Consider the following 22,393-nt stretch of genomic DNA (forward strand, 5'->3'; position numbering starts at 1 on the left):
GGTCATAGACGGGAGGGCCGATGTTGTTCAGAGCCAAGCAGTATGGCGATCCGGGGGGCGCGGCGTGATCGCTACTGCATGAAGCGGCTATGCCGAAAAATGTTGTGTGTCAAGGTGTTACGTCTGAAGGTTCCCTCGCCGACGTGTTTGATGGAGGGCCGTGCATGAATGGGATGTCGTATCGATTCTGGGATTTCGGCTGGATTGGTCCGATAGATCTCAGTCGGCATGCGGTTCGAGGTGTATTGATCCATTTGTGCTGCTTGGCGGTTCGAGCGGCCGGTACGGCAAGGTGTTCGGTGTATAGATCAAATCGATTGTCCTGGAGCACGGTTGAGTAATCGTTCTTGCAAGGCCGGTGAATTCGGGTCGTAGGGATTCCGCTGTGACGCGTATAACGCCACTGGTAATTGTTGTACGACTGGTTCCGTTTGGAAGTGACTGGAAGTGGTTTGTCGCGTTGCTACGCTTTCGCCCGATTTGGGGATGGCCCGTCAATCGGACGGGCTCGGCTGTTGTGGAGTGTGATGAGGGTTCGCCGTCAGGGCGACGCGTTGACGCGTTGGTTTCCCGGCCAGTTGGTATCGAGGGGAAGTGGTTTCGTGGTCGGCCGTGTTGGTCACCGCGTTGGTGCAGGTGATCGTTTCGCCGACGGTACCGCTGCTGCCGTGGTGAAGAGTGGTTTCGATCCGAAGACGACGAAGGAGTCGGCACGGACCGAGGATTCGATCGAGTTCACCAATGCCGATGGCGCCAGGACGATGGTGCTGTCGCAGGTGTCGGTGAGTGTGCTCAACGGTCGGCCGGTTGGGATCCGATCGACCCCGCCTCGTCGATCAGAAGGACTCACAAGCGCGGCACGCACCGGCGTCGGGATCGAACTCGCCGAGTTCGCCGATCACCCGAAGTTGTTCCGGATGAACCAGAACGGCACCTCGATCGCCTTTGAGTTGAAGGGCGCGGGTAAGGCGGGACGCACGGTCAGCGGTTCGGCCGCGACGTACGCCAGCCAACGTGCTGCCGAACGCCGACGGGACCTGCGAGGTGGCGTTTGCGGATGCGATCAATGAGTCGATTGTGCTGAAGTCTGCTTCCGCGGTGGACGCTGCGTGGTTAAGTTGAATACCGGTGCGCTGACGCCAAAGTGGACGGTAAGACCGCCGACAAAACAGGCAAGGTGGTAGCGGCGCTGCCGGCGATCGAGGTGTGGGATTCGGCGGGGTTGTTCTGAGGTCCGGCAGCACTGTTATCGACCCCGGAACTATAGGCCACGCGTTGCCGCCGCATATTTACCTGGTTTGGAGTGCTGAATTATCATTGGATTTCTGGGTTGCTGTCAAATGTAGTAAAACTGAAGTCCTCCTTGTGATCAATTGCGATCGACATTGGATTTCCTCAGGACCCGTCGAAGTTAATCGTCGAGGTCCCGTCTCGCTGTGTCCTAAATGATTTGAAAGGTAAGTGGATTCGATGAAGCGAATGAATGTAATCCCGGCGGGAATTGTCACTGTAGCCGTGCTGGGGGCGCTCGCTGTGCCTGTGGTGGAGGCGGCCGCAACGCCTGTACCGATGACGTCGTACACGGCGGCGGCCGAGCCGATCGATCAGGGTTCGGATGAGGCCGGGCGCCCTCGCGCTGGGGGTACCGGGTCGTCGTTTTCCGGACCGAGGGTTTCGGGTTCGTCGACGAGCGGATCGTCGGGTTCGTTGAACACCGGATCACAGGAGAGTGCGGACGAGGACGGCGGGTCGGTCTCTTCTGCGGGGCGTTTCTTCGGCCGGTTCCTGCGTGGCTTGGTGACCGGTTCCTGATATTCGAAGCCACATCACGGGCGGCTCTGTTGGCAGTGGTTTGCGGGCCGTGCGGGCAGCACGGTTCCGCAGATCGCAACATATCGAATAGTCCGTCATTTGCCGTGCGTTCCCGTGTGAGCTGTCGACCATTCACCCCCCGCACGCCATCGGTCTGCGGGAGCAGATCGTCCTGAGTAGAAAGCATCACGTGGTGAGACCACCCCACAACAATGAACCCGACTTCGATGATCCTGAGGTGACCAGCGTCATCCGCGTTCCCGAAGGTGCCTTCGGCGATGCGCGCGTTTCGGATGATCTGAACGCCTTCGATGACAACGACTTGGAAAATGATGTGTCGGAGCGGGATGTCTCCGACGATGACGAGACTGTCGAGGAGGAGTCGGTGTCGCCGATGCTGCGGCGACGGCGGCGTGTCACCGAATTCGCCACGGCGGGTGATGTTCGCCGGCGTGTGCCGTATGCCGTGGCGGTCGTTGTGGTGCTCGTTGGTGTGATCGGGGTGGTGGTCGCGACGTCGATCTGAGGCTCCCCCCAAGCAGTGGACACCGATTTAGCGGGATCGCGGTCCTGCTGGAAGGATGTCCAGTATGTCATCGTCTCGGAAGCGCCGGTCGTTCACGGCCGAGTACCGGGTCGAGGCCGCGCATCGGGTGATCGATTCCGGTCGCACGATCGCCGCGGTGGCTGGCGAGTTGGGTTTGCATGAAAGCCTTCTCGCTAAATGGGTCCAAGACGAACGCCGCCGGATAGCGGCGGCCGAGGTACACGGCGAGCAGCCGTTGAGCCCGGCCGAGCGGGCAGAGTTGCTCCGGTTACGCAAGCAGGTCAGCGAGCTGGAGAAAGACGTCAGTTTCCTAAAAAAAGCGAGCGCGTACTTCGCGGCGATGCAGCAGAACCGGCCCGGTTCGAGCTGATGGCAGCGCAGTGCGCCGCCACCGAAATCAACGGCAGCACAGCCGATATCACGCGCATGGCGCGGTTGTTGAGTGTATCGACCTCAGGGTTCTACGCGTACCTGAAGCGGAAGACGGCCCCTGTGTTGACCGATCGGCAGCAGCGGCGCGCCGACTTGACGGTGAAGATCCTTGCCGTCCATAAAGACTCCGATGGGACCTACGGGGCTCCGCGGATCACCGCCGAGCTGCGCGATCGCGGTGATCGGGTGTCGGAGAAGACGGTCGCGGCGATCATGGCCGAGATCGGGCTGGCCGGGATCAGCCCGCGCACCTTCAAGGTGCGGACCACGATCGTGGACCCGACCGCGTCGTTCCCGGACGACCTGGTGCAACGTCTTTTCGACCAGGGCCGTGTAGACGCAGTCTGGGTTTCCGACATCACCTATCTGACTTGCGGTGAAGGCGATATGTACCTGTGCGCGATCAAGGACGAGCATTCCAAGAAGGTGCTCGGCTGGACCGTGGCCGATCACATGCGGACCGAGATGGTCACCGACGCCGTGGACCGGGCGGTAGCGGCGCGTGGCGGGTCGTGTGCGGGCACGGTTCTGCATTCGGACCGAGGTAGCCAGTACACCGCCAACGACATGGCTGCCGCCTGCGATCGGCACGGTCTGCGCCGATCCATGGGATCGACCGGAATATGCTGGGACAATGCCGGCGCGGAAAGCCTGTGGTCGACATTCAAACACGAATACTACTATCGACACACCTTCGCCACCAAAGCGGAACTCGTTGCAGCAGTTGACAAATGGATGAATTTCTACAACAGTAGAAGACGCCACTCCACGATCGGGATGCTCAGCCCCGACAATTATGAGCGGTCACTCCTCGCGGCCACTTCGGCCGCATAACCCCCCGTCCACCATTTGGGGGGAACCTCAATCGGCTCGAAGGGCGGCGAGGAGGTGACCGATACCGCGTTGTCGGAGGAGTCGGGCACGCAGAGCTTCGATGACATCACACAGTTTCCGCAGGGCGGGCTCGGCAACACGGCACCGCTCGAGACGGTCGTGCCGAGCACTGTGACGGAGGCGCCGGGTGAGGTGCCTGTGCCGGGCGAGCTTCCGGATACGGAGCCCGGTGCAGTCGATCAGTCGATCGCTCCGGCGACTGTGACGGTGATGGATTCGGCGCCGATCGAGAATGTCAGCGGTGACCCGGTCGCGACGGAGACCACCAGCCTCCCCACCGAAACCATTGTGCCATCGACGATTGCGGAGACACCGACCGCCGGGCCGGGGCCTAGCTTCTCGATCAATGGCAGCGTTTCGGTGCAGGTATCCCGGCAACCTCCGCCGCCGGTTTCCGATGGCGGTCCGTCCACGGTCACCGTGATTGTCCCGGCTGGTACGACGCCACCGAAACCGTCCACGGTAACCGTAGTCGTTCCGGCCGATACGACGACTCCACAACCGACGAAGTCGTCGATCCCGAAGCCGACCGGGTGCCCGACGGCAACCACGACCACTCTGAAGCCGAAGACGACCACACCGCCCCCGACGACCACACGTCCACAGACAAGTCCACAACGCACGACCACACCGCCCCCGGCATTGAAGAAGCCGACCACGACCGCGGCCCGTCCATGCGAGTAGATGACCCACACGCCGCCCCGGCACGGTGGCGGCGATGGGCTTCGAGGGCTGACGAACAGCAGATATATCCGCAGCGCGGGCGGGCGGCGGGGATCGTGGCTCGTGTCGCGTTGCTGGTGTCGGTAGGCGCGGTGACGGCTGCGGTCATCGGGTGCGGACGCGGACCCCACTGCGACTCTTATGTGAGGCAGATACACGCAGCAGCAACCAGTTACACCACATAAGGGGGTGCATCAGACATCAGCGAGTACCCGTCCGCACTGCTGGCTACGAACACTCGGAGATAATTCGGCGCCTGCCGCGTATTCGATCGGCATATCGCTTTGCGAGCGCACTTCCGTTCTATGCCGATGAAAGTTCGATCGGCGTCATTGCGTGCCTACGTAGACGTTTGCCAGCACAAATATATCGAATTGGACCTCTTGAGTTTGGTCCGACGATTCGTTCGGTCGCTGCGTTTCACTTCTCACTTTGTTCGCAATCCACCGGCGCATCGAGATGTGTGCTGCCGGTGGGTGGTGATCTGTGCCGAGGAAGCATGACACCATGCATCCCTGGCTGGATCAGCATGCAAACCGTTTGTTGCTCTTCAATTTTCGCTATCCACACACGTTGGTGGCGAATCGAGATGGCGCAGCCGATGAGGCGGACGGAGTTGGTGCAGTTGCGGGCCGATGTCACCTGACCGTAGTGGTCCGCCCCGGCACGCTGGCACCCCACACGGAGGTCTCCGTAAGACAAATTACCCTTCCTGAAAGGTTCACGCAGCGTCCTTTTAAATTTATGATTCCGTATGGTAGTAATTTGACCGGTTGCGCATCAGGCAAATCGAGCACGAGGAGCATGTCTGCCTGCATGCGGCAGCTGATTCACGGCGACCGCACCCGGGCCGCCGCCGACACGGGAAGTGGAATGATCCCACGGCAAACTCGCCCCCCTGGTGTAAATCGCGCCTCGGGCACAAGCAGCACTCATTTACCATCAGCGCGAATGCAGAAAATACGCCAGCAACGTCGTCGACGTCGGCTGGGCGTATTGACAACGATGATCGTCGCTGCGCTTTCCGTAGGTTTGGTAACTCCGGTCGATGCATCCGCGCGTCGGATCGGTTCGTATGACGTTTACGGAGCGATCGAGGTCGAGTACGACCAAGCCGGCGGGTTCAAGCTCTTCGGCAATCCCGCGAATGCGGAATCAGACGCCGCGCGGGGAGGTCGCTGGCAGGCGTTCGACAAGGGTAGCTCGATCTACTGGCACCCGAGGGTGTCCAATGGTCACGCCAATCAGGTCGGTGGTGCGATTCGCGACAAGTGGCGCGATCTGAACTGGGAGAATGGCACTCTCAAGTATCCGACGACTCGAGAGTCGGCTACCCGTAAACCGGGGCGCTTCAACCACTTCGAGGGTGGTTCCATCTATTGGTCGGGTAATACCGGAGCACACAGCAGTTGGGGCCTGATCCGTGACAAGTGGGCCGAGCACAACTGGGAGGCCGGGCCACTCGGGTTCCCTGCCACGGATGAGTTCAAAGGCAAGAACAACGGCGCGGGACAACACTTCGAAAGCGGATCCGTCTATTGGTCGGGTAATACCGGAGCACACAGCAGTTGGGGCCTCATTCGTGACAAGTGGGCCGAGCACAACTGGGAGGCCGGGCCACTCGGGTTCCCTGCCACGGATGAGTTCAAAGGCAACAATAACGGCGCGGGACAACACTTCGACGGTGGATCCGTCTACTGGTCGGGTAACACCGGCGCGCATTCGGTATGGGGAATGACCCGCGATCATTGGGCGCAAAATGGCTGGGAGAATAAGCAGTACGGCTATCCGTCCAGCGACGAGTATAAGAACCAAGAGTATGAAGACGGTTATCGTCAAGACTTCCAAGGTGGTGACATTCAGGTGGTGGACATGAAGGTCCCCGCCTACGGATACAGGGAACCGAGTCCGACCGCCCGAGACGGCGGGGGTGAACGCCCATCGGGGACGACCCCGCCGAGCGCAAGCGGCACGAAGCCGACAACTCCCAAGGGTGCAACTCCTAACGATACAGAGTCGCGAACCTGGCCGTTCGGAGATTTCTGTGTGCTCGGCACATACGGCGGCCCGGGCGGAGGATGTAGATTCGGCGACGGCGTTTCTTGGAAAGATGGAAAATGTATGGCGGCGATCGTGCTCGCTGCGGGCTCGCTTGCCCTCCCAGCTGCGAAGATTGCTCAATTCAGAAAATTCGTCAAAGCTGTCGGTGGCGCTAAAGAAGCCTACGAGCTTTGGCGAGGTGCATCCATCGCACAGGATCGAGCGAAAGCATGGGAGGCAACTGGAAAAATCTCACTCAGTGAGCCTTTTTCATCCTTGTCGGGCAGTCCGGATTTCGCGATCCTGTAGCACGTGGATGGCCTTGACCAGCTGTCCGGCTTTGTCGGGGCAGCAGCGGAGTTTCCGCAGCACCCGCCAGCTCTTGAGCTGGGCGTTGGCTCGTTCGCCGCAGCCGCGTAGTCGTGCGTGCGCGCGGTTGGCGGCCTTCTGGGATTCCGGCTTGTTCTTACCCTTGTACGGGGTCAGCAGCGCGGTAGCGCCTTGATATCCCTTGTCCGCCAAGGTGATCCAGCCAGCGGCCTCGAGTTCGTGGCAGATCCGCCAGATCCAGGCCGCCTTCAGATCGTGCACGCTGCCGGGCAACGCGCCCGATACCCACGCGATGTCACCGTCAGGTGTCGCGATCACCTGCACGTTCATGCCGTGGTGGCGGTGTTTGCCCGAGTAGAACGGCCGATCCGCGGCCACTCGGTCGATAGCGATCAGCGTGCCATCCAGGATCAGGTAGGCATGTCCGTCAGTCCTGGCTTGCCGCAACGCCTTCCGCAGACCCACAGCACGCCCGGCCAGCAGTTCCACGGTTTCCTCGACATACCGCCACGCCGTCGTAGTCGACACCCCGAACCCGGCTCCCAGATCACCGAAAGTTTCGCCTTTACGCAGGTAAGCCAGCACCAGCAACGCCTGCCGGCCCGGGTTCAACCGCCGCCACACCGACCCGATCGCGCCACGGTGTCGCCGGATCACCCCGGCCACGTAGTCGAGGGTCTGACGTGACAACGGCAGCGCGGCACGGTAGAAAAGCATCGAAGCCCTTGGTGTTCGGAGGTTGTGGTAAACAACCGATCTACCAGGGGCTTCGCCATACGTCCAGTCGAACTACCTTGCAGGGCAACAGATCCCGCAGTCCCGCATCAAGCAGGATGAAAAAGGCTCAGTGTCGCCGGCGAGATCCTCGGGATCGACGGCATCGTAAAGCATTGTCAATAGATTGGAGGGTTGAATGTACTACCTTTCTTCGATAATGTACGTCGGCGCCGCGCTTTTGATGGTCGTCTCCGCGGTCGCCGTATTGTGGAACGGTTGGCAAAAGAAGAGAGCACGAACGGTTTCTGGCTGCGTTGAAAAGAACACCCACCCTTGGATGGACGACACTGCGTCGCATGAGTTCCTCGTACCTCCAGTGGCGGGGATTCTCGTGGCCGCGCTCGTTTGGATGGTCCATGGAGACGTTAGGGTGCGGGACATATTTTCTTATCCTCTCGTATATACCATGACTACATGGTGGGTTTCGTGGGGCTTCCTGAGAGGGAGAGTGTCACGCTGGACCGAGACCATCGGATACTCAGCGTACGTCATTGTATGTACGGTTATCTCCTGCCTCGCCGACGGAAGCTGAGCCGCTGGGGGCCGCGGGGATCTTGCCCAGTCAGGACGATCTCGCCGCCGAACTGAGCTTATCGTCTCGGCGAGGGCTGCGATAAATACATCGATGTCGGTGGTGGGGCTGTAGGCACACATCCAGCCACTCTCCCCTAAGTGCGGCCGTCGGAATGTCGGGACGGGAACACACGTCCCGACATTCCGGAGCCGGCCACTAGCTTTGGCCGTTAATCTCATCTCCGGCACTTCGTGCCAGAAATGAGCAGTGCTCTGAATGGCGATATTCTGGTTTGCTTAATATTGGACAGACTCAAGGGTATTTTTAGCCAGTCTTGATAGAAATTTGGGTTGATGGCCAATCCGTCCTCGACCAACGGGTCGGAGCCGATCGGCTGCCAATCCCGCAAAGGATTGTTCGAGAAAGATGTGATGATGAAGTTGAATGTTTTAGGGTCCCCGGCCACCGTCCTGCTCGCTGCTGCGGCTGCGGCTGCGGCGGCACTGTTTCCCCTGCCCGCCGCTGGCGCTGCCGATGACAGTTATGTGGCCCTGGGCGACTCGTACACGGCGGGACCGAATGTTGCGCCGCCAGATCGGATGGCCTCGTCGGGTTGTGCCAGATCAGCGGTGAACTATCCCCACCTGGTCGCGTCCGCCCTCGCGTTGCAACTGGACGACCGCAGCTGTACAGCCGCCAAGACCGAGAATGTCACCACCACCGCACAGTTCCCCGATCAGCCTGCGCAGATCACCGCACTGACCAGCACGACCAAGGTGGTGACATTGGGCATCGGCGGTAACGACAACAACACCTTCCGCAACCTGGTCGCCGCCTGCATCGCCACCGATAGCCTGAATTTCACCGGCACGCCGTGTAAAGACACCTACGGCTCGACCTTCGTCGACAACATCCACGCCGACGCACCGGTCATCGGTGCGGCCATCGCCAAGATCCACCAGATCGCCCCTGCCGCAAAGGTCTTCGTCGTAGGGTACCCCGCCATCATCGCGCGCAACGGTGGCTGCCATCCGCAGGTCCCCATCACCGACGGCGATGCCGCCTACATTGATGACATCGAAACCGAACTCAACACCGTGCTGCGCGACCAAGCCCAACTCAACAACGCCGCCTATGTCGACACCTACACTCCCAGCCTCGGCCACGATGCCTGCAAACTCGCGGGTACCCGTTGGATCGAACCAGTGGCGCCCGGCCAGACGGCGATCACCCTGCATCCCAACGCCGCCGGTATGCGGGCCGATGCCGTCGCGGTGACCGCCGCGATACGAAACGCCAGATTCACATAGCCTGCGATCATGCCGCGTTCGTCGGCTGCGGCAGCGATGACAAACGGCATGCTTCGCGATCGAAGCATTCCGGTCAGTGGCGTCAACCTATGGCATGGACTGCTAGCTCAGCTAGCACCCTGGGGCGCCAACCTGCGACCTGTGACCGGGGGTTTATCGGATCCAAAATCAGGGTAAAACTGCGGGTATGCCGCTTGACCTGTCTATATGGTCAAGCGGCATAGCGCCCCCGGCAGGAATCGAACCTGCGACCTAGGGATTAGAAGGCCCTTGCTCTATCCAACTGAGCTACGGAGGCAGTGGGTTCCACCATGGCCGACATTGGTCGTGCTGTCCAGCGCGCCAATTATAGCGACCGACCAGATGGCTAAGGGGTCAGCGTGACCGCGAGTACGAGCATTGCGGCCATGATCACCTCGAGCACCAGGTAGAACCAAACGGGGAAGAAGGCGGACGGGCTTTCCACGAAGCCGGACCAGATTCGGCCGACCGCCATGCCGCCGAGGGCGGCCGCTACCGTCACACAGGCCCCGAATCTGAGGTCGCCGACATCGGCGGCGGCTAATCCGAGGATCACCGCGATCGCGACGCCGAAGCCGCCGTAGACGGCGCGCACCTCGGCGCGGGCGTCCGCGCGGTCGGCGAGCAGCCCGAGCGGGTCGGCGAGTTGGCTGGGCCGCAACAGCCCGTAAACACCCATGGCGGCGAAGAACAACGCCACCAAGGCAATCAACACGATCGAAACGATCGACATTGCACCTCCGTGATCCGCCGACCACCCTATCGGCCCAAACCCGACGCGGCCACGCGATAACAATCGAACTACGCTCAGTCGTATGTCGTCAGCGCAGGACCCGTCCGCTTCACCTGATCTGGAGGTCACTCGGACGGCGGCGACATACGCCGTGGTGATCGCGCTGACGGGGGCGATCGCGGCGGTGGTTGCCGCGCTGGTGGTCGGCCTGTCGGCGGCGCAGGCATTGAGTCTGCTCGGCATTCCCGATCCCGGCCCGCTCACCACATACGGCCTGCCCGCGATGCGTGCGCTCGCCGATCTGTCCGCGGCGCTGACCGTCGGTTCGCTGTTGTTCGCCGCGTTCCTGGTGCCGCCGCAATCGAGCGGGCTGCTCGACGTCGGCGGGTATCGCGCGGTGCGCCGGGCCTCCAATTTCGCGCTGATCTGGGCTTGCTGTGCGGCGCTGCTCATTCCGTTGACCGTTTCCGACACCACCGGGCAGCCGGTCGGTGACACCCTGCGCCCGGAGGCGCTCTGGCGCGCGATCTCGCAGATCGAGCTGGCCGGTGCCTGGCGCACCACGGTGCTCTTCGCGTTGATCGTCGCGGTCGGCGCCCGCATCGCGCTGCGCTGGGGCTGGACCCCGGTGCTGTTCGCCGCGTCCATCGTGACGATGATGCCGCTGGCGCTGACCGGGCACTCGTCCTCGGGCGGCGCGCACGACCTCGCCACCAACAGCCTGATCCTGCACCTGATTTCGGCCGCGGTGTGGGTCGGCGGCCTGTTCGCGCTACTGGCGCACGCGCGCCGCGGCGGCGCGCACACCGACCTTGCCGCGCGGCGTTTCTCACTGACCGCCAGCATCGCGTTCGTCACCATCGGCGTCAGCGGAGTGATCAACTCCTGGGTCCGGGTGCCGTGGGACGAACTGTTCACCACCACCTACGGCAGGCTGGTGCTGGCCAAGGCCACCGCGCTGGTGATCCTCGGTCTGATCGGCTTCGCGCAGCGGCGCGCCGCACTGCCCGCGCTCGCCGCGAACCCGCAGGACCGCGGCGCGCTGGTCCGCTTCGCCGGAGTCGAGGTGCTGGTCTTCGCGGCGACTATGGGCCTCGCGGTCGGACTCGGCCGCACTCCGCCGCCACCGCCGACCTACAGACCCACCCCGGCCGAGGTCGAACTCGGCTACAACCTGGCCGGGCCGCCGAATGTCGCACGGCTGCTGTTCGACTGGCGCTTCGACCTGATCTTCGGAACGTTGTCGATCGTGCTCGCGGTGCTGTACCTGCTCGGCGTGCGCCGACTTCGGGCGCGCGGCGACGCGTGGCCGGTCGGGCGGACCATCGCCTGGCTGTCCGGCTGCGCGGTGCTGCTGATCGCCACCTCGTCCGGGGTCGGCCGGTATGCGCCCGCGATGTTCAGCGTGCACATGGGCGCGCACATGGCGTTGTCCATGCTCGCGCCGATCCTGTTCGCGCTGGGCGGCGCGGTGACGCTGGCGTTGCGGGCCTTGCCGCCCGCCGGACGCGGCAGCGCACCGGGTCCACGCGAGTGGATCCTTGCCGCCGTACACAATCCGGTGTCACGCTTCCTGACCCATCCGATCGTGGCGTCGGTCATCTTCGTCGGCGGTTTCTACGCGCTGTACCTCGGCGGGATCTTCGACACATACGCGGACTCGCACGCGGCGCACCTGATGATGAACGCGCACTTCCTGCTCAGCGGCTACCTCTTCTACTGGGTCGTCATCGGCATCGACCCGAAACCACGCCAAGTGGAACCGCTGACCAGGCTCGGCATGGTGTTCGGCTCGCTGCCCTTCCACGCCTTCTTCGGTATCGCGCTGATGAGCATGAACACGGTGCTCGGCGGCTGGTTCTACCGCGGCCTCGGCCTCGGCTGGAACGGCGACCTGCTCGGCGACCAGCGCACCGGCGGTAGCCTGGCCTGGGCCAGCGGCGAGGTGCCGTTGGTGGTGGTGATGCTCGCGCTGCTCATCCAGTGGTCGCGCAGCGATCGGAAGCTGGCGCAGCGCACCGATCGGGCCGCCGACCGCGACCACGACGCCGCCCTCTCCGCGCACAACGCGATGTTCGCTGAGCTGGCCAAACGTGACCGAGGGGTACATAAGTAGGTGACGGCGCAATGCCTTCGGGCATGAAGTCTCAGGTCATGGTGGAGTCGAGTTGGTCAAGGTGTGGTTGTGAACGAGCGGTCCGTAGTTTTCTCCGAACACAGACCGATCGATCGGATCTACCGATCCGATGTGCGGGCCGCGCGTAGGCGGCTGGCCGGGCGGATCCGCAAGACACCGGTCTTCCACACCTCCGTCGCCGGGCCCAACGGTCCGGTGCCGGTCACGATGAAGCTCGAATATCTGCAGTACGGCGGCACTTTCAAGGTTCGGGGGAGCTTCAACGCGCTGCTGGCGGCCCCGGGTGGCACCGATCAGGTGGTGATCGCCTCCGGCGGCAACGCGGGGATCGCCGCCGCGCTGGCGGCCGCGCATCTCGGAAAGTCGTGCACCGTAGTGGTTCCGGAGTCGGCCCCGCACACCAAGGTCGCCGCGATGTGGTCGCACGGTGCCGAGGTGCTCTGGCACGGAACGACTTACGCCGCGGCGCTCGGCTACGCCGACCAACTTGCCACCGAACGCAACGCTTTGCAGCTGCATGCCTACGACCTGCCCGCCATCGTTGCGGGCGCGGGGGTGATCGGCCTGGAAATCGAGGAGCAGGTGCGCGGGCGGCCGTCGGTGCTCGCCGCGGTCGGTGGCGGCGGGTTGGTCGCGGGCATCGCGGCCGCGATCGGGCGGCGCCAACAGGTGGTCGGCGTCGAGCCGGAAGGCATTCCCACGCTGCACGCCGCGTTGTCGGCGAACCGGCCGGTCGAGGTCGGGGTGTCCAGCATCGCGGCGGAGTCCTTGGGCGCCACCAGGATCGGGAACATCGCCATGGATATCGCGCGCCGGTATCAGGTGCGTTCGCTGCTGGTGACCGACGACGCGATCGCGACGGCCCGTGACTATCTGTGGCGCGAGTTCCGGATCGTGGTGGAGTTCGCCGGTGCGGCCGCGTTGGCCGCGGTGCAGAGCGGCGTCTACGTCCCCGCGCCGGACGAGCGCCCGGTGATCGTGCTCTGCGGCGCCAACACCGATCTTTCGGTGCTGTAGCCACTTTCGCAGTCGGACTCGCCGGTGACAGTAAAAGAAGCACCGGATATCCACATTCGAGAAAGTTGTCCACATTCTCGAATCGAGGCGCCCGATCGCCCGTCGCATCGGTGAGGCTGGAGGGGCACTCCTCGAGGGGAGGAGGTCCCCGGGCAACCGCCACGGGCCGAATGCGAAGGGGCGTAATCATGTACGAGGCGAACGCGACCGTGATCGGCACCATCGTCAACAATCCGATGAAGCGGGACCTGCCGAACGGCGAGCAGGTGCTGAGCTTCCGGATGGCGAGCAACTCGCGCCGACTGGACCACAGCACGGGGGAGTGGGTGGACAACGGCACGTTGTTTCTCAACGTGAGTTGCTGGCGCAGGCTGTTGTCCGGGGTGGACGCCTCATTGCGGCGCGGCGATCCGATCATCGCGCACGGCCAGCTGCGGTCGCACGAATATCGCAGCAAGGATGGGGTGGAACGGCGTGACCTGGAGATGCGGGCCAACGCCGTCGGCCCCGACCTCGGCCGCTGCACCGCCCAGGTCACCAGGTGGTCGGAGATGCGGAATACTGGAGACCGCTTCGGCGCTGATACTCAGGTGCCGGCAGGCGACGGGCGGGGGGAGAATGTCGCAGCCGCCGCTGCGGCGCCGCCTCGAACAACCCATCCCGAGCCCGCTGACGCCTGACCCCGGCGCGGCGGACTTCTGGCCGAGCGTTGCGAGGGGTATCCGCCGGTTCAACTCACCGTTTCCGACACCGATAGGCTTCCTCCTTATGGCTGAGTTCATTTACACGATGAAGAAGGTTCGCAAGGCGCATGGTGACAAAGTCGTCCTCGACGATGTCTTCCTGAACTTCCTTCCCGGCGCCAAGATCGGTGTCGTCGGCCCGAACGGCGCCGGTAAATCCAGCGTTCTGAAGATCATGGCGGGAGTGGACCAGCCGAACAACGGTGAGGCGTTCCTCGCGCCCGGCGCGACGGTCGGCATCCTCATGCAGGAGCCGGCGCTGAACGAGGAGAAGACGGTCCGCGGCAATGTCGAGGAGGGCCTCGGCGAGGTGAAGGTGAAGCTGGATCGCTTCAACGAGATCGCCGAGCTGATGGCCACCGACTACTCCGACGAGCTCATGGACGAGATGGGCAAGCTGCAGGAGTTCCTGGACCACGCCGACGCGTGGGACGTCGACTCCCAGCTGGAGCAGGCGATGGACGCACTGCGCTGCCCGCCGCCGGACGAGCCGGTCACCAACCTCTCCGGTGGTGAGCGTCGCCGCGTCGCGCTGTGCAAGCTGCTGCTGAGCAAGCCCGATCTGCTGCTGCTCGACGAACCGACCAACCACCTCGACGCCGAGAGCGTGCTCTGGCTCGAGCAGCACCTGGCCGCATACGCGGGCGCCGTGCTCGCGGTCACCCACGACCGGTACTTCCTGGACAACGTCGCCGAGTGGATCCTCGAACTCGACCGCGGCCGTGCCTACCCGTACGAGGGCAACTACTCCACCTACCTGGAGAAGAAGGCCCAGCGGCTCGAGGTCCAGGGCAAGAAGGACCAGAAGCTGCAGAAGCGGCTCAAAGACGAGCTGGCCTGGGTGCGCTCCGGCGCCAAGGCCCGCCAGGCCAAGAACAAGGCTCGCCTCGGCCGGTACGAGGAGATGGCGGCCGAGGCCGACAAGCACAGGAAGTTGGATTTCGAGGAGATCCAGATTCCGGCCGGTCCGCGCCTGGGCAATGTGGTGGTCGAGGTCGCGCACCTGGACAAGGGCTTCGGCGATCGTCAGCTCATCAAGGATCTGTCGTTCACGTTGCCGCGCAACGGCATCGTCGGCGTCATCGGCCCGAACGGCGTCGGTAAGACCACGCTGTTCAAGACCATCGTCGGGCTGGAGGCGCCGGACAGCGGCGAGGTGAAGGTCGGCGATACGGTCAAGCTGAGCTACGTCGACCAGAACCGGGCGGGCATCGACCCGAAGAAGAACGTCTGGCAGGTCGTGTCCGAGGGGCTCGACTTCATCCAGGTCGGCAACCAGGAAATGCCGTCGCGCGCGTACGTCAGCGCGTTCGGTTTCAAGGGCCCGGATCAGCAGAAGCCGGCCGGGGTGCTCTCCGGTGGTGAGCGAAACCGGCTCAACCTGGCGCTCACCCTCAAGCAGGGCGGCAACCTGATCCTGCTCGACGAGCCGACCAACGACCTCGACGTGGAGACCCTCGGTTCGCTGGAGAACGCGCTCGAACAGTTCCCCGGCTGCGCCGTGGTCATCTCCCACGATCGCTGGTTCCTGGACCGCACCTGCACCCACATCCTGGCGTGGGAGGGCGACAACGACAACGACGCCAAGTGGTTCTGGTTCGAGGGCAACTTCGAGGCCTACGAGGCCAACAAGATCGAGCGCCTCGGCCTGGAAGCGGCCCGCCCGCACCGGGTTACGCACCGCAAGCTGACCCGCGACTGATCCGATGACGGGTGCCCGCCCGTCATCAGCGGACCCGATCCGGGACCGAGTTGTACCGTCCAATCCGACGTCGCGACTCGGTTCCGGCTCTCGCCGCAATACCGTACGGCCGTTATGTCTCGTATCCGGCACAACGGCACTGGACCCGCGCCCACGGTCATCCCGAATCTCGCTAGTGTGGGACACGTGAATGCGCAGGCACAGTTCGAGCAATCGGCGGTCCCCACCGTCGACCTGGTGGCCGAGCTGAACCGAGGTGCTTCGGCCCCGCTGCCGCCGCAGAAAGACCCTGTCGCGCACACCTGACGTTCGCGAGTCCGAACGATGCTGTGCCGAGATCATTCATCCGAGCTGGGCAATCGCGTGGCGAACACGGCCGTGATGGTGAACACCCCAGGATTGGAAGGGATTTCACCCCCTCGTCTTCCACGCACAGCTACTCTCGGACCGGCGTCGCTTTGTTACGGAACCGAATCCGAGGAGTTGGCGAAAAAATGACGGTCTCGTCCGAATTGTCCAGTGCGGCGTGGGCCGCGAGTTTGCCGCAGGCACTGCGCGGCGAACTCGCGACTCTCGAGGAGGCGTATTTCCGCCACGTCGACGCTGGCGATGTGGACTGCGCGATCACCGGCATCACTCAAATCTTCCGGCGGCACATGGAGTTGGCCATGCACCGCCCGGCGGACCGGGCGTTGGTCCGGGTGTACCACCCCGACGACGGCTCCGGCCTCGGCGCGGCGGTACAGCTAGTCACCGACGACATGCCGCTACTTGTCGAATCGATCACCTCATCGCTGAACCGGCTCGGTGTCAGCGTGAGCGAAGTGATCCACCCGATCTTCGAGGTCGAGCGCGATGCGGAGGGTCTGCTGCAGCACGCCGCCCCGCACGAAGTGGACGGGACCAACGGCGCGACCGCGTTGCGCGAGTCGTGGATGCACCTGCAACTGCACCCGTCCACCAGCCGGGCGCAGCTGAGCCGGATCGAATCCGCGATGCCGAACGTGGTCGCCGACGTCCGTCAGGTCATCGGTGACACCGAGGCCATCAAGGACGTGCAGAGCAGGCTGGCCGACGATCTGGAGCTGGCCGCGAAGTCGGGCACCGCGCCGTTCTCCGATACCGACCTGGTGGACACCGCGAACCTGCTGCGCTGGCTGGCCAGCGGCAACTTCACCGTGCTCGGCTACGCCCGCTACCAGCTCAGCGCCGAGCAGGGGCAGGCGTCGTCCAACCCGATGCCGGGCACCTGCCTCGGCGTGCTCCGGCCCGACGTCGGCACTGATTTCCGGGTGCCGATCAACGCCGCCGACCGGCCGCTGCTGATGCTGACCCAGGGCCTGGTGCCCGCCACCGTGCATCGCGCGGTGTACCCGTACTTCATCGGCGTCGCCGACTTCGACGACTCGGGCACCATCGTCGGCGAGCACCTGTTCATCGGCGTCTTCACGGTCACCGCGGTGCACGAGAACGTGCTGGACATCCCGGTGATCGAGCGCCGGGTGCGCTCGGTGATCGAGGAGAGCGGATTCGACCTGGAGTCGTTCTCCGGGCAGGCGATGCTCGAGGTCATCCAGTCCTTCCCGCGCACCGAGCTGTTCTCCTCGGATGCCGAGACGATGCGCCGGACCGCCCTCGCGGTGCTGAACATCGGACTGCGCCGACAGGTCCGCCTGTTCCTGCGCGCCGACGGCTACGGCCGCTTCGTCGCCTGCATGGTCTACCTCCCGCGCGACCGCTACACCACCCGGGTGCGGCTGGAGATGCAGGAGATCCTGGTCCGCGAACTGGGCGGCGTCTCCATCGACTACTCCGCCAGGGTCGGCGAAAGCGACTTGGCCAGTGTGTATTTCACGGTGCGCATGCCGGAGGCCGAGTACGGTGCGCCGCGCTACGCGGCACCGCCCGCGGACACCTCCGAGGCCAACCGGCTGCGGATCCAGGCCCTGCTCGGCGAGGCGAGCCGCACCTGGGAAGACCTGCTGAACGACGAGGTCAGCACCTCGACAATGCTCGACCCCGCGGTGGTGCAGCGTTACTCCGAGGCGTTCCCGGACGCGTACAAGGAGGACTTCGAGGCCGACCGCGCGCTCGCCGACATCGTCCGCCTGGAGCATCTGCGCGACGGCGGCATCGACCAATACCTTTACCGCAACGGCGATTCCGATCCGGGCACCTGGCGGTTCTCGCTCTACGTGGCCGGTCCCGGCATCTCGCTGAGCCAGGTCCTGCCGGTGCTGCAGAGCCTCGGCGTCGAGGTGATCGACGAACGGCCCTACCAGCTCGAGCTGGAGGCCCAGCCCGGCGGCGACCCGAGCACCGGCGGGGAACGCTGGATCTACGACTTCGGTCTGCTCGCCCGCCCCGAACTGCTGCGCAGCGCGCTCGACCGCGATCTGGACGCGGAGCTGCTCGAGTCGTCCAAGCGGGCGGCCGTGCTGGAGGCGGAGGTCCGCGGCCTGCGCGAGCGGTTCACCGAGGCCTTCGAGGCGGCCTGGTACGGCCGCGCGGAAGCGGACGGGCTCAACGAACTGGTGCTGCGGGCGCGGCTGCCATGGCGCGCGGTGTCGATTCTGCGCACCTACGCGAAGTACTTGCAGCAGGCCGGTTTTCCGTACAGCCAGGCCAACATCTCCCGGGTGCTGCTCACCTACCCGGATGTGGCACGGCTGTTCGTCGACCTGTTCGCGGCCCGCTTCGATCCGGACACCGTCTCGGCCGACCATGCCGCCGAGCTGGAGACTCAGGTCTGCGGCCGGATCGACGACGTGGTCAGCCTCGACGCCGACCGCATCCTGCGCGCCATCCTCAACCTGATCAGGGCGACGCTGCGCACCAACTACTACGTCACCGACGCCGAGGGCATGTCGCGTGACTACGTGTCGGTGAAGGTCGAGCCGCGCGAGATCAGCGAATTGCCCAAGCCGAGGCCGCAATTCGAGATCTTCGTGTACTCGCCGCGGGTCGAGGGCGTGCACCTGAGGTTCGGTCCGGTGGCCCGTGGCGGGTTGCGCTGGTCCGACCGTTTGGAGGACTTCCGCACCGAGGTGCTCGGCCTGGTGAAGGCCCAGGCGGTGAAGAACGCCGTGATCGTCCCCGTCGGCGCCAAGGGCGGCTTCGTCGTGAAGCAGCCACCGGCCGCCACCGGCGACCCTGTCGCGGACCGTCAGGCGCTCGGCGCGGAGGGCGTCAGCTGCTACCGCACCTTCATTTCGGGTCTGCTCGATGTCACCGACAACGTGGATCGTGCGACCGGCGAGGTGGTGCCACCCGCTCGGGTGGTGCGCCGCGACGGCGACGACACCTACCTGGTGGTGGCCGCCGACAAGGGCACCGCCACCTTCTCCGACATCGCCAACGATGTGGCCAAGCGCTACGGCTTCTGGCTCGGCGACGCGTTCGCCTCGGGCGGCTCGGCGGGCTACGACCACAAGGCCATGGGCATCACCGCCAAGGGTGCGTGGGAGAGCGTCAAACGCCACTTCCAGGAAATGGACATCGACACTCAGACCCAGGACTTCACGGTCGTCGGTGTCGGCGATATGAGCGGTGACGTGTTCGGCAACGGCATGCTGCTGTCCGAGCACATCCGCCTGCTCGCGGCGTTCGACCACCGGCACATCTTCTTGGACCCGAACCCGGACACCGCCGCCTCCTACGCCGAACGGCAGCGGATGTTCCAGCTGCCCCGCTCGTCCTGGGCGGACTACGATTCTTCGCTGATCAGCACGGGCGGTGGCGTCTACGACCGCACGGTCAAGTCGGTCCCGATCAGTCCCCAGGTTCGACAGGCGCTGGGCTTGGCCGACGGCGTCGAATCGCTGTCCCCGCCGGAGCTGGTTCGCGCGATCCTGCTCGCGCCCGCCCAGCTGCTGTGGAATGGCGGCATCGGTACTTACATCAAGGCGAGCACGGAGTCGAACGCCGACGTCGGCGACAAGTCCAACGACCCGGTCCGGGTCAACGGAAAGCAGTTGCGCGTCAAGGTGATCGGCGAGGGCGGCAACCTCGGCGCGACGGCGCTGGGCCGCATCGAGTTCTGCCACAACGGCGGCAAGATGAACACCGACGCGTTGGACAACTCGGCCGGTGTCGACTGCTCCGACCACGAGGTCAACATCAAGGTGCTGCTCGACGGCGTGGTCAGCGCGGGCCAACTGCCCGAGCCGGAACGCAACCCGCTGCTCGCCTCGATGACCGACGAGGTCGCGCAGATGGTGCTCGACGACAATGTGGCGCAGAACTTCCTGATGGGCATGTCCCGCACCGACGCACCGCAGATGCTGAACGTGCACATGCGGCTCATCGATGATCTGGAAGCGCGCCGCGGCCTCGACCGCGAGCTGGAGGCGCTGCCGTCCGAGGTGGAGCTGAAGCGCATGCTGGAGGAGGGCATCGGCCTGACTTCACCGGAACTCGCCAATCTCATGGCGCACGTGAAGCTTTCGCTCAAGGCCGACCTGCTCGACACGGATCTGCCGGACAGCCCCTTCTTCGTCACCAGGTTGCCCGACTACTTCCCGACGCCGCTCCGCGACACGTTCGGTGCCGCGATCAAGAAGCATCGGCTGCGCCGGGAAATCCTCACCACGATGATCGTGAACGAGATGGTCGACTACGGCGGCATCACCTACGCGCACCGGCTGAGCGAGGAGACCGGCGCGACGCCGACCGACTCGGTGCGCGCGTTCGCGGCGGCCACCGAGATCTTCGCCCTGCCTGAGATGTGGGCGCGGATCCGTGCGGCCGACGCCGCCACCGCGGTACGTGACCTGTTGGAGCTGGAAACCAAGCGGACACTCGACCGGGCATCGCGCTGGTTCCTGAGCAACCGGCCACAGCCGATCGCGGTCGGTGCGGAGATCAACCGGTACTGCCAGGACGTGCAGGCGCTGGCGCCGAAGGTGCCGGGCTGGCTGCGCGGACATCACGTCGCGACGCTCACCGATCAGTCGGCCGAGCTCATCGCCCGCGGTGCGCCGACCGACCTGGCCACCGAGGTGTTCGGGCTGCTCAACCTGTTCCCGCTGCTCGACATCGTGGACATCGCCGACATCACCGATCGCGACGGCGACGAGGTCGGCGCGCTCTACTACGCGCTCAACGAGCACCTCAAGATCGATTGGCTGCTCGAGGCGGTCAGCCACCTCGAACGGGGCGACCGCTGGCACTCGCTGGCTCGGCTCGCGCTGCGTGACGACATGTACTCCTCGCTGCGCTCGCTGACCCTCGATGTGCTCTCCGCCGGTGACCCGGAAGAGAGCGCGGACGAGAAGATTGCATACTGGGAGTCCAAGAACCAGTCCCGGCTCGGGCGTGCCCGAGCCGCACTGTCGGAGTTGTTCGAGTCCGGAACCCACGATCTCGCCACGCTGTCGGTTGCCGCGCGGCAAGTGCGAAGCATGGTGAGTGGGGTGGGCGCCCAATCGGAGGTACCACGTTGACGAGCTCGTTGAACGGTAACGGGAAGGCGCCGAGTGTGCCGGACGCCCAGGGTCTGAATGCTGCGCAGGGTGGCAATGTCGTGCTGCCCAAGCGTTTTCACACCCAGGTAGAGGTCAGATGGTCGGACATGGATGCTTTCCAGCATGTGAACCATGCCCGCATGGTGACCCTGCTGGAGGAGGCGCGCATCCCGTGGCTGCTCGAGCCCGGTCGGCCGACAGCCGCCCTGGGAACCGGCTGCGTGCTGGCCGACCTGCGGGTGCGTTACCGCGGTCAGCTCCGGCACGAGGACACACCGCTCGATATCGCGATGTGGATTCAACAGCTGCGGGCGGTCGACTTCACCATCGGCTACGAGGTACGGGCCGCCGGTGCGGCACCGGACTCGCCCGCCGCGGTGACCGCCTCCACCCAGATCGCCGCGTTCGACATGAGTGCGCAGCGGTTGCGCAGGCTCACCACTGCCGAACGCGACTATCTGGCCGAGTGGCTGGACTGATCCGCATCGGTAGCAACTGGTCGAGAACGGCAGCACAGCCGTGATGGCAGAACAACGCGTATTGCACGTGTCCGATCCGGCGGAGCGAGAGAACCTCGCGACGTTCCTGACTCGGGCGGTGCGGCTGGACCCCGCGGCGGTGGTACGTATCCGCCGCCGCGGGGAGCAGTACGTCTCCGCCTGGGTGGCAACGGGTTTCGAGGCGCTCGCGGTGCGCACCATCGTCGGTGAGCTGGGCGTCGACGATGTCACCGTCGGCGCCGACATGGTGCTGGCTGGTCTCGGCTCCGGCCTCCCCATCGACCTCGGTTACTCGATGGATTCCGCCTGGCGCGGCGCGCTGCCTCCGGTGGACGGGTTCGCGCACATCGACGATGTGCCCGCCCGCACCCTGGTCGAACTCGCCGAGCAGGGCGCGCAATTGGCCAAGGAGCACGGCAGCAGCCACGGCCCGCCGGCCTCCCTGCTCGACCAAACCGTGCTGACCGTCTCCGGCGCCGACACCCAGGTGCAGGTCCCGATGCGCGTCGTCTTCGCCCTCACCGCAATGGATTTCATCCCGCACTCCGGCGACAAGGCCGACTCCCGCCGCATCCTCCCCACCGAGATCGTCCGAGTCCGCGCCACCAAAACCTGGCTCCGCATCGACGCCCGCTACGGCTCGGTAGCCCGCCGCCTAGGCGGCAGCATCTCCCTCTCCCCAACCTGACCCCGTCG

The 22,393-nt window shown here is 64.6% G+C and carries 15 protein-coding genes, 1 tRNA gene and 1 pseudogene; 13 read left to right on the forward strand and 4 right to left on the reverse strand.

The features are described from left to right. Positions 1 to 413 precede the first annotated feature (413 nt). From ACQPW1_RS11985 to ACQPW1_RS12000, 4 genes and pseudogenes are all read left to right on the forward strand, one after another. Positions 414 to 1,070 (forward strand): hypothetical protein, encoded by a 657-nt coding sequence (locus tag ACQPW1_RS11985; RefSeq protein ID WP_433662798.1) that lies wholly within the window; start codon positions 414 to 416, stop codon positions 1,068 to 1,070. 980 nt (positions 1,071 to 2,050) lie between these two features. Further along, positions 2,051 to 2,338 (forward strand): hypothetical protein, encoded by a 288-nt coding sequence (locus ACQPW1_RS11990; protein WP_433662799.1) that lies wholly within the window; start codon positions 2,051 to 2,053, stop codon positions 2,336 to 2,338. A gap of 64 nt (positions 2,339 to 2,402) precedes the next feature. Beyond that, positions 2,403 to 2,645: pseudogene (locus ACQPW1_RS11995) on the forward strand (transposase); the annotation flags it as partial. Further along, complete coding sequence (locus ACQPW1_RS12000; RefSeq protein ID WP_433653973.1) at positions 2,537 to 3,625, forward strand: IS3 family transposase; 1,089 nt, start codon at positions 2,537 to 2,539, stop codon at positions 3,623 to 3,625. The pseudogene ACQPW1_RS11995 and the gene ACQPW1_RS12000, both read left to right, overlap by 109 nt. Before the next feature lie 239 nt (positions 3,626 to 3,864). Here ACQPW1_RS12000 and ACQPW1_RS12005 read toward each other — a convergent pair whose 3' ends face one another. Then, the gene (locus ACQPW1_RS12005; RefSeq protein WP_433662800.1) at positions 3,865 to 4,539 is read right to left on the reverse strand and encodes a hypothetical protein; all 675 of its coding nucleotides are present in this window, start codon (positions 4,537 to 4,539) and stop codon (positions 3,865 to 3,867) included. A gap of 820 nt (positions 4,540 to 5,359) precedes the next feature. Between ACQPW1_RS12005 and ACQPW1_RS12010 the strand changes: the two genes are divergently transcribed. Continuing rightward, positions 5,360 to 6,757, forward strand: a complete 1,398-nt coding sequence (locus tag ACQPW1_RS12010) for an LGFP repeat-containing protein (protein ID WP_433662801.1) — start codon at positions 5,360 to 5,362, stop codon at positions 6,755 to 6,757. On the opposite strand, the gene ACQPW1_RS12015 is transcribed toward ACQPW1_RS12010, so the two are convergent. Then, complete coding sequence (locus tag ACQPW1_RS12015) at positions 6,719 to 7,495, reverse strand: transposase family protein (protein WP_433656363.1); 777 nt, start codon at positions 7,493 to 7,495, stop codon at positions 6,719 to 6,721. The two genes, ACQPW1_RS12010 and ACQPW1_RS12015, sit on opposite strands and share 39 nt — an antisense overlap. 1,008 nt (positions 7,496 to 8,503) lie before the next feature. Between ACQPW1_RS12015 and ACQPW1_RS12020 the strand changes: the two genes are divergently transcribed. Continuing rightward, the gene (locus tag ACQPW1_RS12020; protein ID WP_433662802.1) at positions 8,504 to 9,379 is read left to right on the forward strand and encodes an SGNH/GDSL hydrolase family protein; all 876 of its coding nucleotides are present in this window, start codon (positions 8,504 to 8,506) and stop codon (positions 9,377 to 9,379) included. Between the two features lie 224 nt (positions 9,380 to 9,603). Here ACQPW1_RS12020 and ACQPW1_RS12025 read toward each other — a convergent pair. Both ACQPW1_RS12025 and ACQPW1_RS12030 read right to left on the reverse strand, forming a co-directional pair. Continuing rightward, positions 9,604 to 9,677 (reverse strand) — tRNA-Arg (locus ACQPW1_RS12025). Between the two features lie 69 nt (positions 9,678 to 9,746). After that, positions 9,747 to 10,133, reverse strand: a complete 387-nt coding sequence (locus ACQPW1_RS12030) for a DUF4345 family protein (RefSeq protein WP_433662803.1) — start codon at positions 10,131 to 10,133, stop codon at positions 9,747 to 9,749. 82 nt (positions 10,134 to 10,215) lie between these two features. On the opposite strand from ACQPW1_RS12030, the gene ACQPW1_RS12035 reads away from it, so the two are divergent. The 7 genes from ACQPW1_RS12035 to ACQPW1_RS12065 all read left to right on the forward strand — a co-directional run bounded on the left by ACQPW1_RS12035 (position 10,216) and on the right by ACQPW1_RS12065 (position 22,385). Continuing rightward, positions 10,216 to 12,249 carry a cytochrome c oxidase assembly protein gene (locus ACQPW1_RS12035; protein WP_433662804.1) on the forward strand — a complete coding sequence of 678 codons (2,034 nt, stop codon included), beginning with the start codon at positions 10,216 to 10,218 and terminating at the stop codon, positions 12,247 to 12,249. A gap of 69 nt (positions 12,250 to 12,318) precedes the next feature. Then, positions 12,319 to 13,287, forward strand: coding sequence for a serine/threonine dehydratase (locus ACQPW1_RS12040; protein ID WP_433662805.1), 969 nt, complete (start codon positions 12,319 to 12,321; stop codon positions 13,285 to 13,287). Positions 13,288 to 13,475: 188 nt separating this feature from the next. Continuing rightward, the gene (locus ACQPW1_RS12045; protein WP_433662806.1) at positions 13,476 to 13,967 is read left to right on the forward strand and encodes a single-stranded DNA-binding protein; all 492 of its coding nucleotides are present in this window, start codon (positions 13,476 to 13,478) and stop codon (positions 13,965 to 13,967) included. Between the two features lie 88 nt (positions 13,968 to 14,055). Further along, on the forward strand, positions 14,056 to 15,732 hold the full coding sequence (ettA, locus tag ACQPW1_RS12050) for an energy-dependent translational throttle protein EttA (RefSeq protein ID WP_433662807.1): 1,677 nt from the start codon (positions 14,056 to 14,058) through the stop codon (positions 15,730 to 15,732). Between the two features lie 494 nt (positions 15,733 to 16,226). Beyond that, on the forward strand, positions 16,227 to 21,176 hold the full coding sequence (locus tag ACQPW1_RS12055; protein WP_433662808.1) for an NAD-glutamate dehydrogenase: 4,950 nt from the start codon (positions 16,227 to 16,229) through the stop codon (positions 21,174 to 21,176). A gap of 53 nt (positions 21,177 to 21,229) precedes the next feature. Beyond that, the gene (locus ACQPW1_RS12060; RefSeq protein WP_433665212.1) at positions 21,230 to 21,676 is read left to right on the forward strand and encodes an acyl-CoA thioesterase; all 447 of its coding nucleotides are present in this window, start codon (positions 21,230 to 21,232) and stop codon (positions 21,674 to 21,676) included. Positions 21,677 to 21,719: 43 nt separating this feature from the next. After that, on the forward strand, positions 21,720 to 22,385 hold the full coding sequence (locus tag ACQPW1_RS12065; protein ID WP_433662809.1) for a hypothetical protein: 666 nt from the start codon (positions 21,720 to 21,722) through the stop codon (positions 22,383 to 22,385). Positions 22,386 to 22,393: the final 8 nt, after the last annotated feature.

The sequence above is a fragment of the Nocardia sp. CA-128927 genome (assembly GCF_050955855.1).
In the GTDB taxonomy this organism is placed as follows: Bacteria; Actinomycetota; Actinomycetes; order Mycobacteriales; family Mycobacteriaceae; genus Nocardia.

Coding starts and splice junctions, on each gene's coding strand:
- ACQPW1_RS12065 (WP_433662809.1), top strand. CDS start 21,720: ATGGCAGAACAACGCGTATTGCACGTGTCCGATCCGGCGGAGCGAGAG.
- ACQPW1_RS12015 (WP_433656363.1), bottom strand. CDS start 7,495: ATGCTTTTCTACCGTGCCGCGCTGCCGTTGTCACGTCAGACCCTCGAC.
- ACQPW1_RS12055 (WP_433662808.1), top strand. CDS start 16,227: ATGACGGTCTCGTCCGAATTGTCCAGTGCGGCGTGGGCCGCGAGTTTG.
- ACQPW1_RS12010 (WP_433662801.1), top strand. CDS start 5,360: ATGCAGAAAATACGCCAGCAACGTCGTCGACGTCGGCTGGGCGTATTG.
- ettA (WP_433662807.1), top strand. CDS start 14,056: ATGGCTGAGTTCATTTACACGATGAAGAAGGTTCGCAAGGCGCATGGT.
- ACQPW1_RS12030 (WP_433662803.1), bottom strand. CDS start 10,133: ATGTCGATCGTTTCGATCGTGTTGATTGCCTTGGTGGCGTTGTTCTTC.
- ACQPW1_RS12000 (WP_433653973.1), top strand. CDS start 2,537: ATGGGTCCAAGACGAACGCCGCCGGATAGCGGCGGCCGAGGTACACGG.
- ACQPW1_RS12020 (WP_433662802.1), top strand. CDS start 8,504: ATGAAGTTGAATGTTTTAGGGTCCCCGGCCACCGTCCTGCTCGCTGCT.
- ACQPW1_RS12035 (WP_433662804.1), top strand. CDS start 10,216: ATGTCGTCAGCGCAGGACCCGTCCGCTTCACCTGATCTGGAGGTCACT.
- ACQPW1_RS12045 (WP_433662806.1), top strand. CDS start 13,476: ATGTACGAGGCGAACGCGACCGTGATCGGCACCATCGTCAACAATCCG.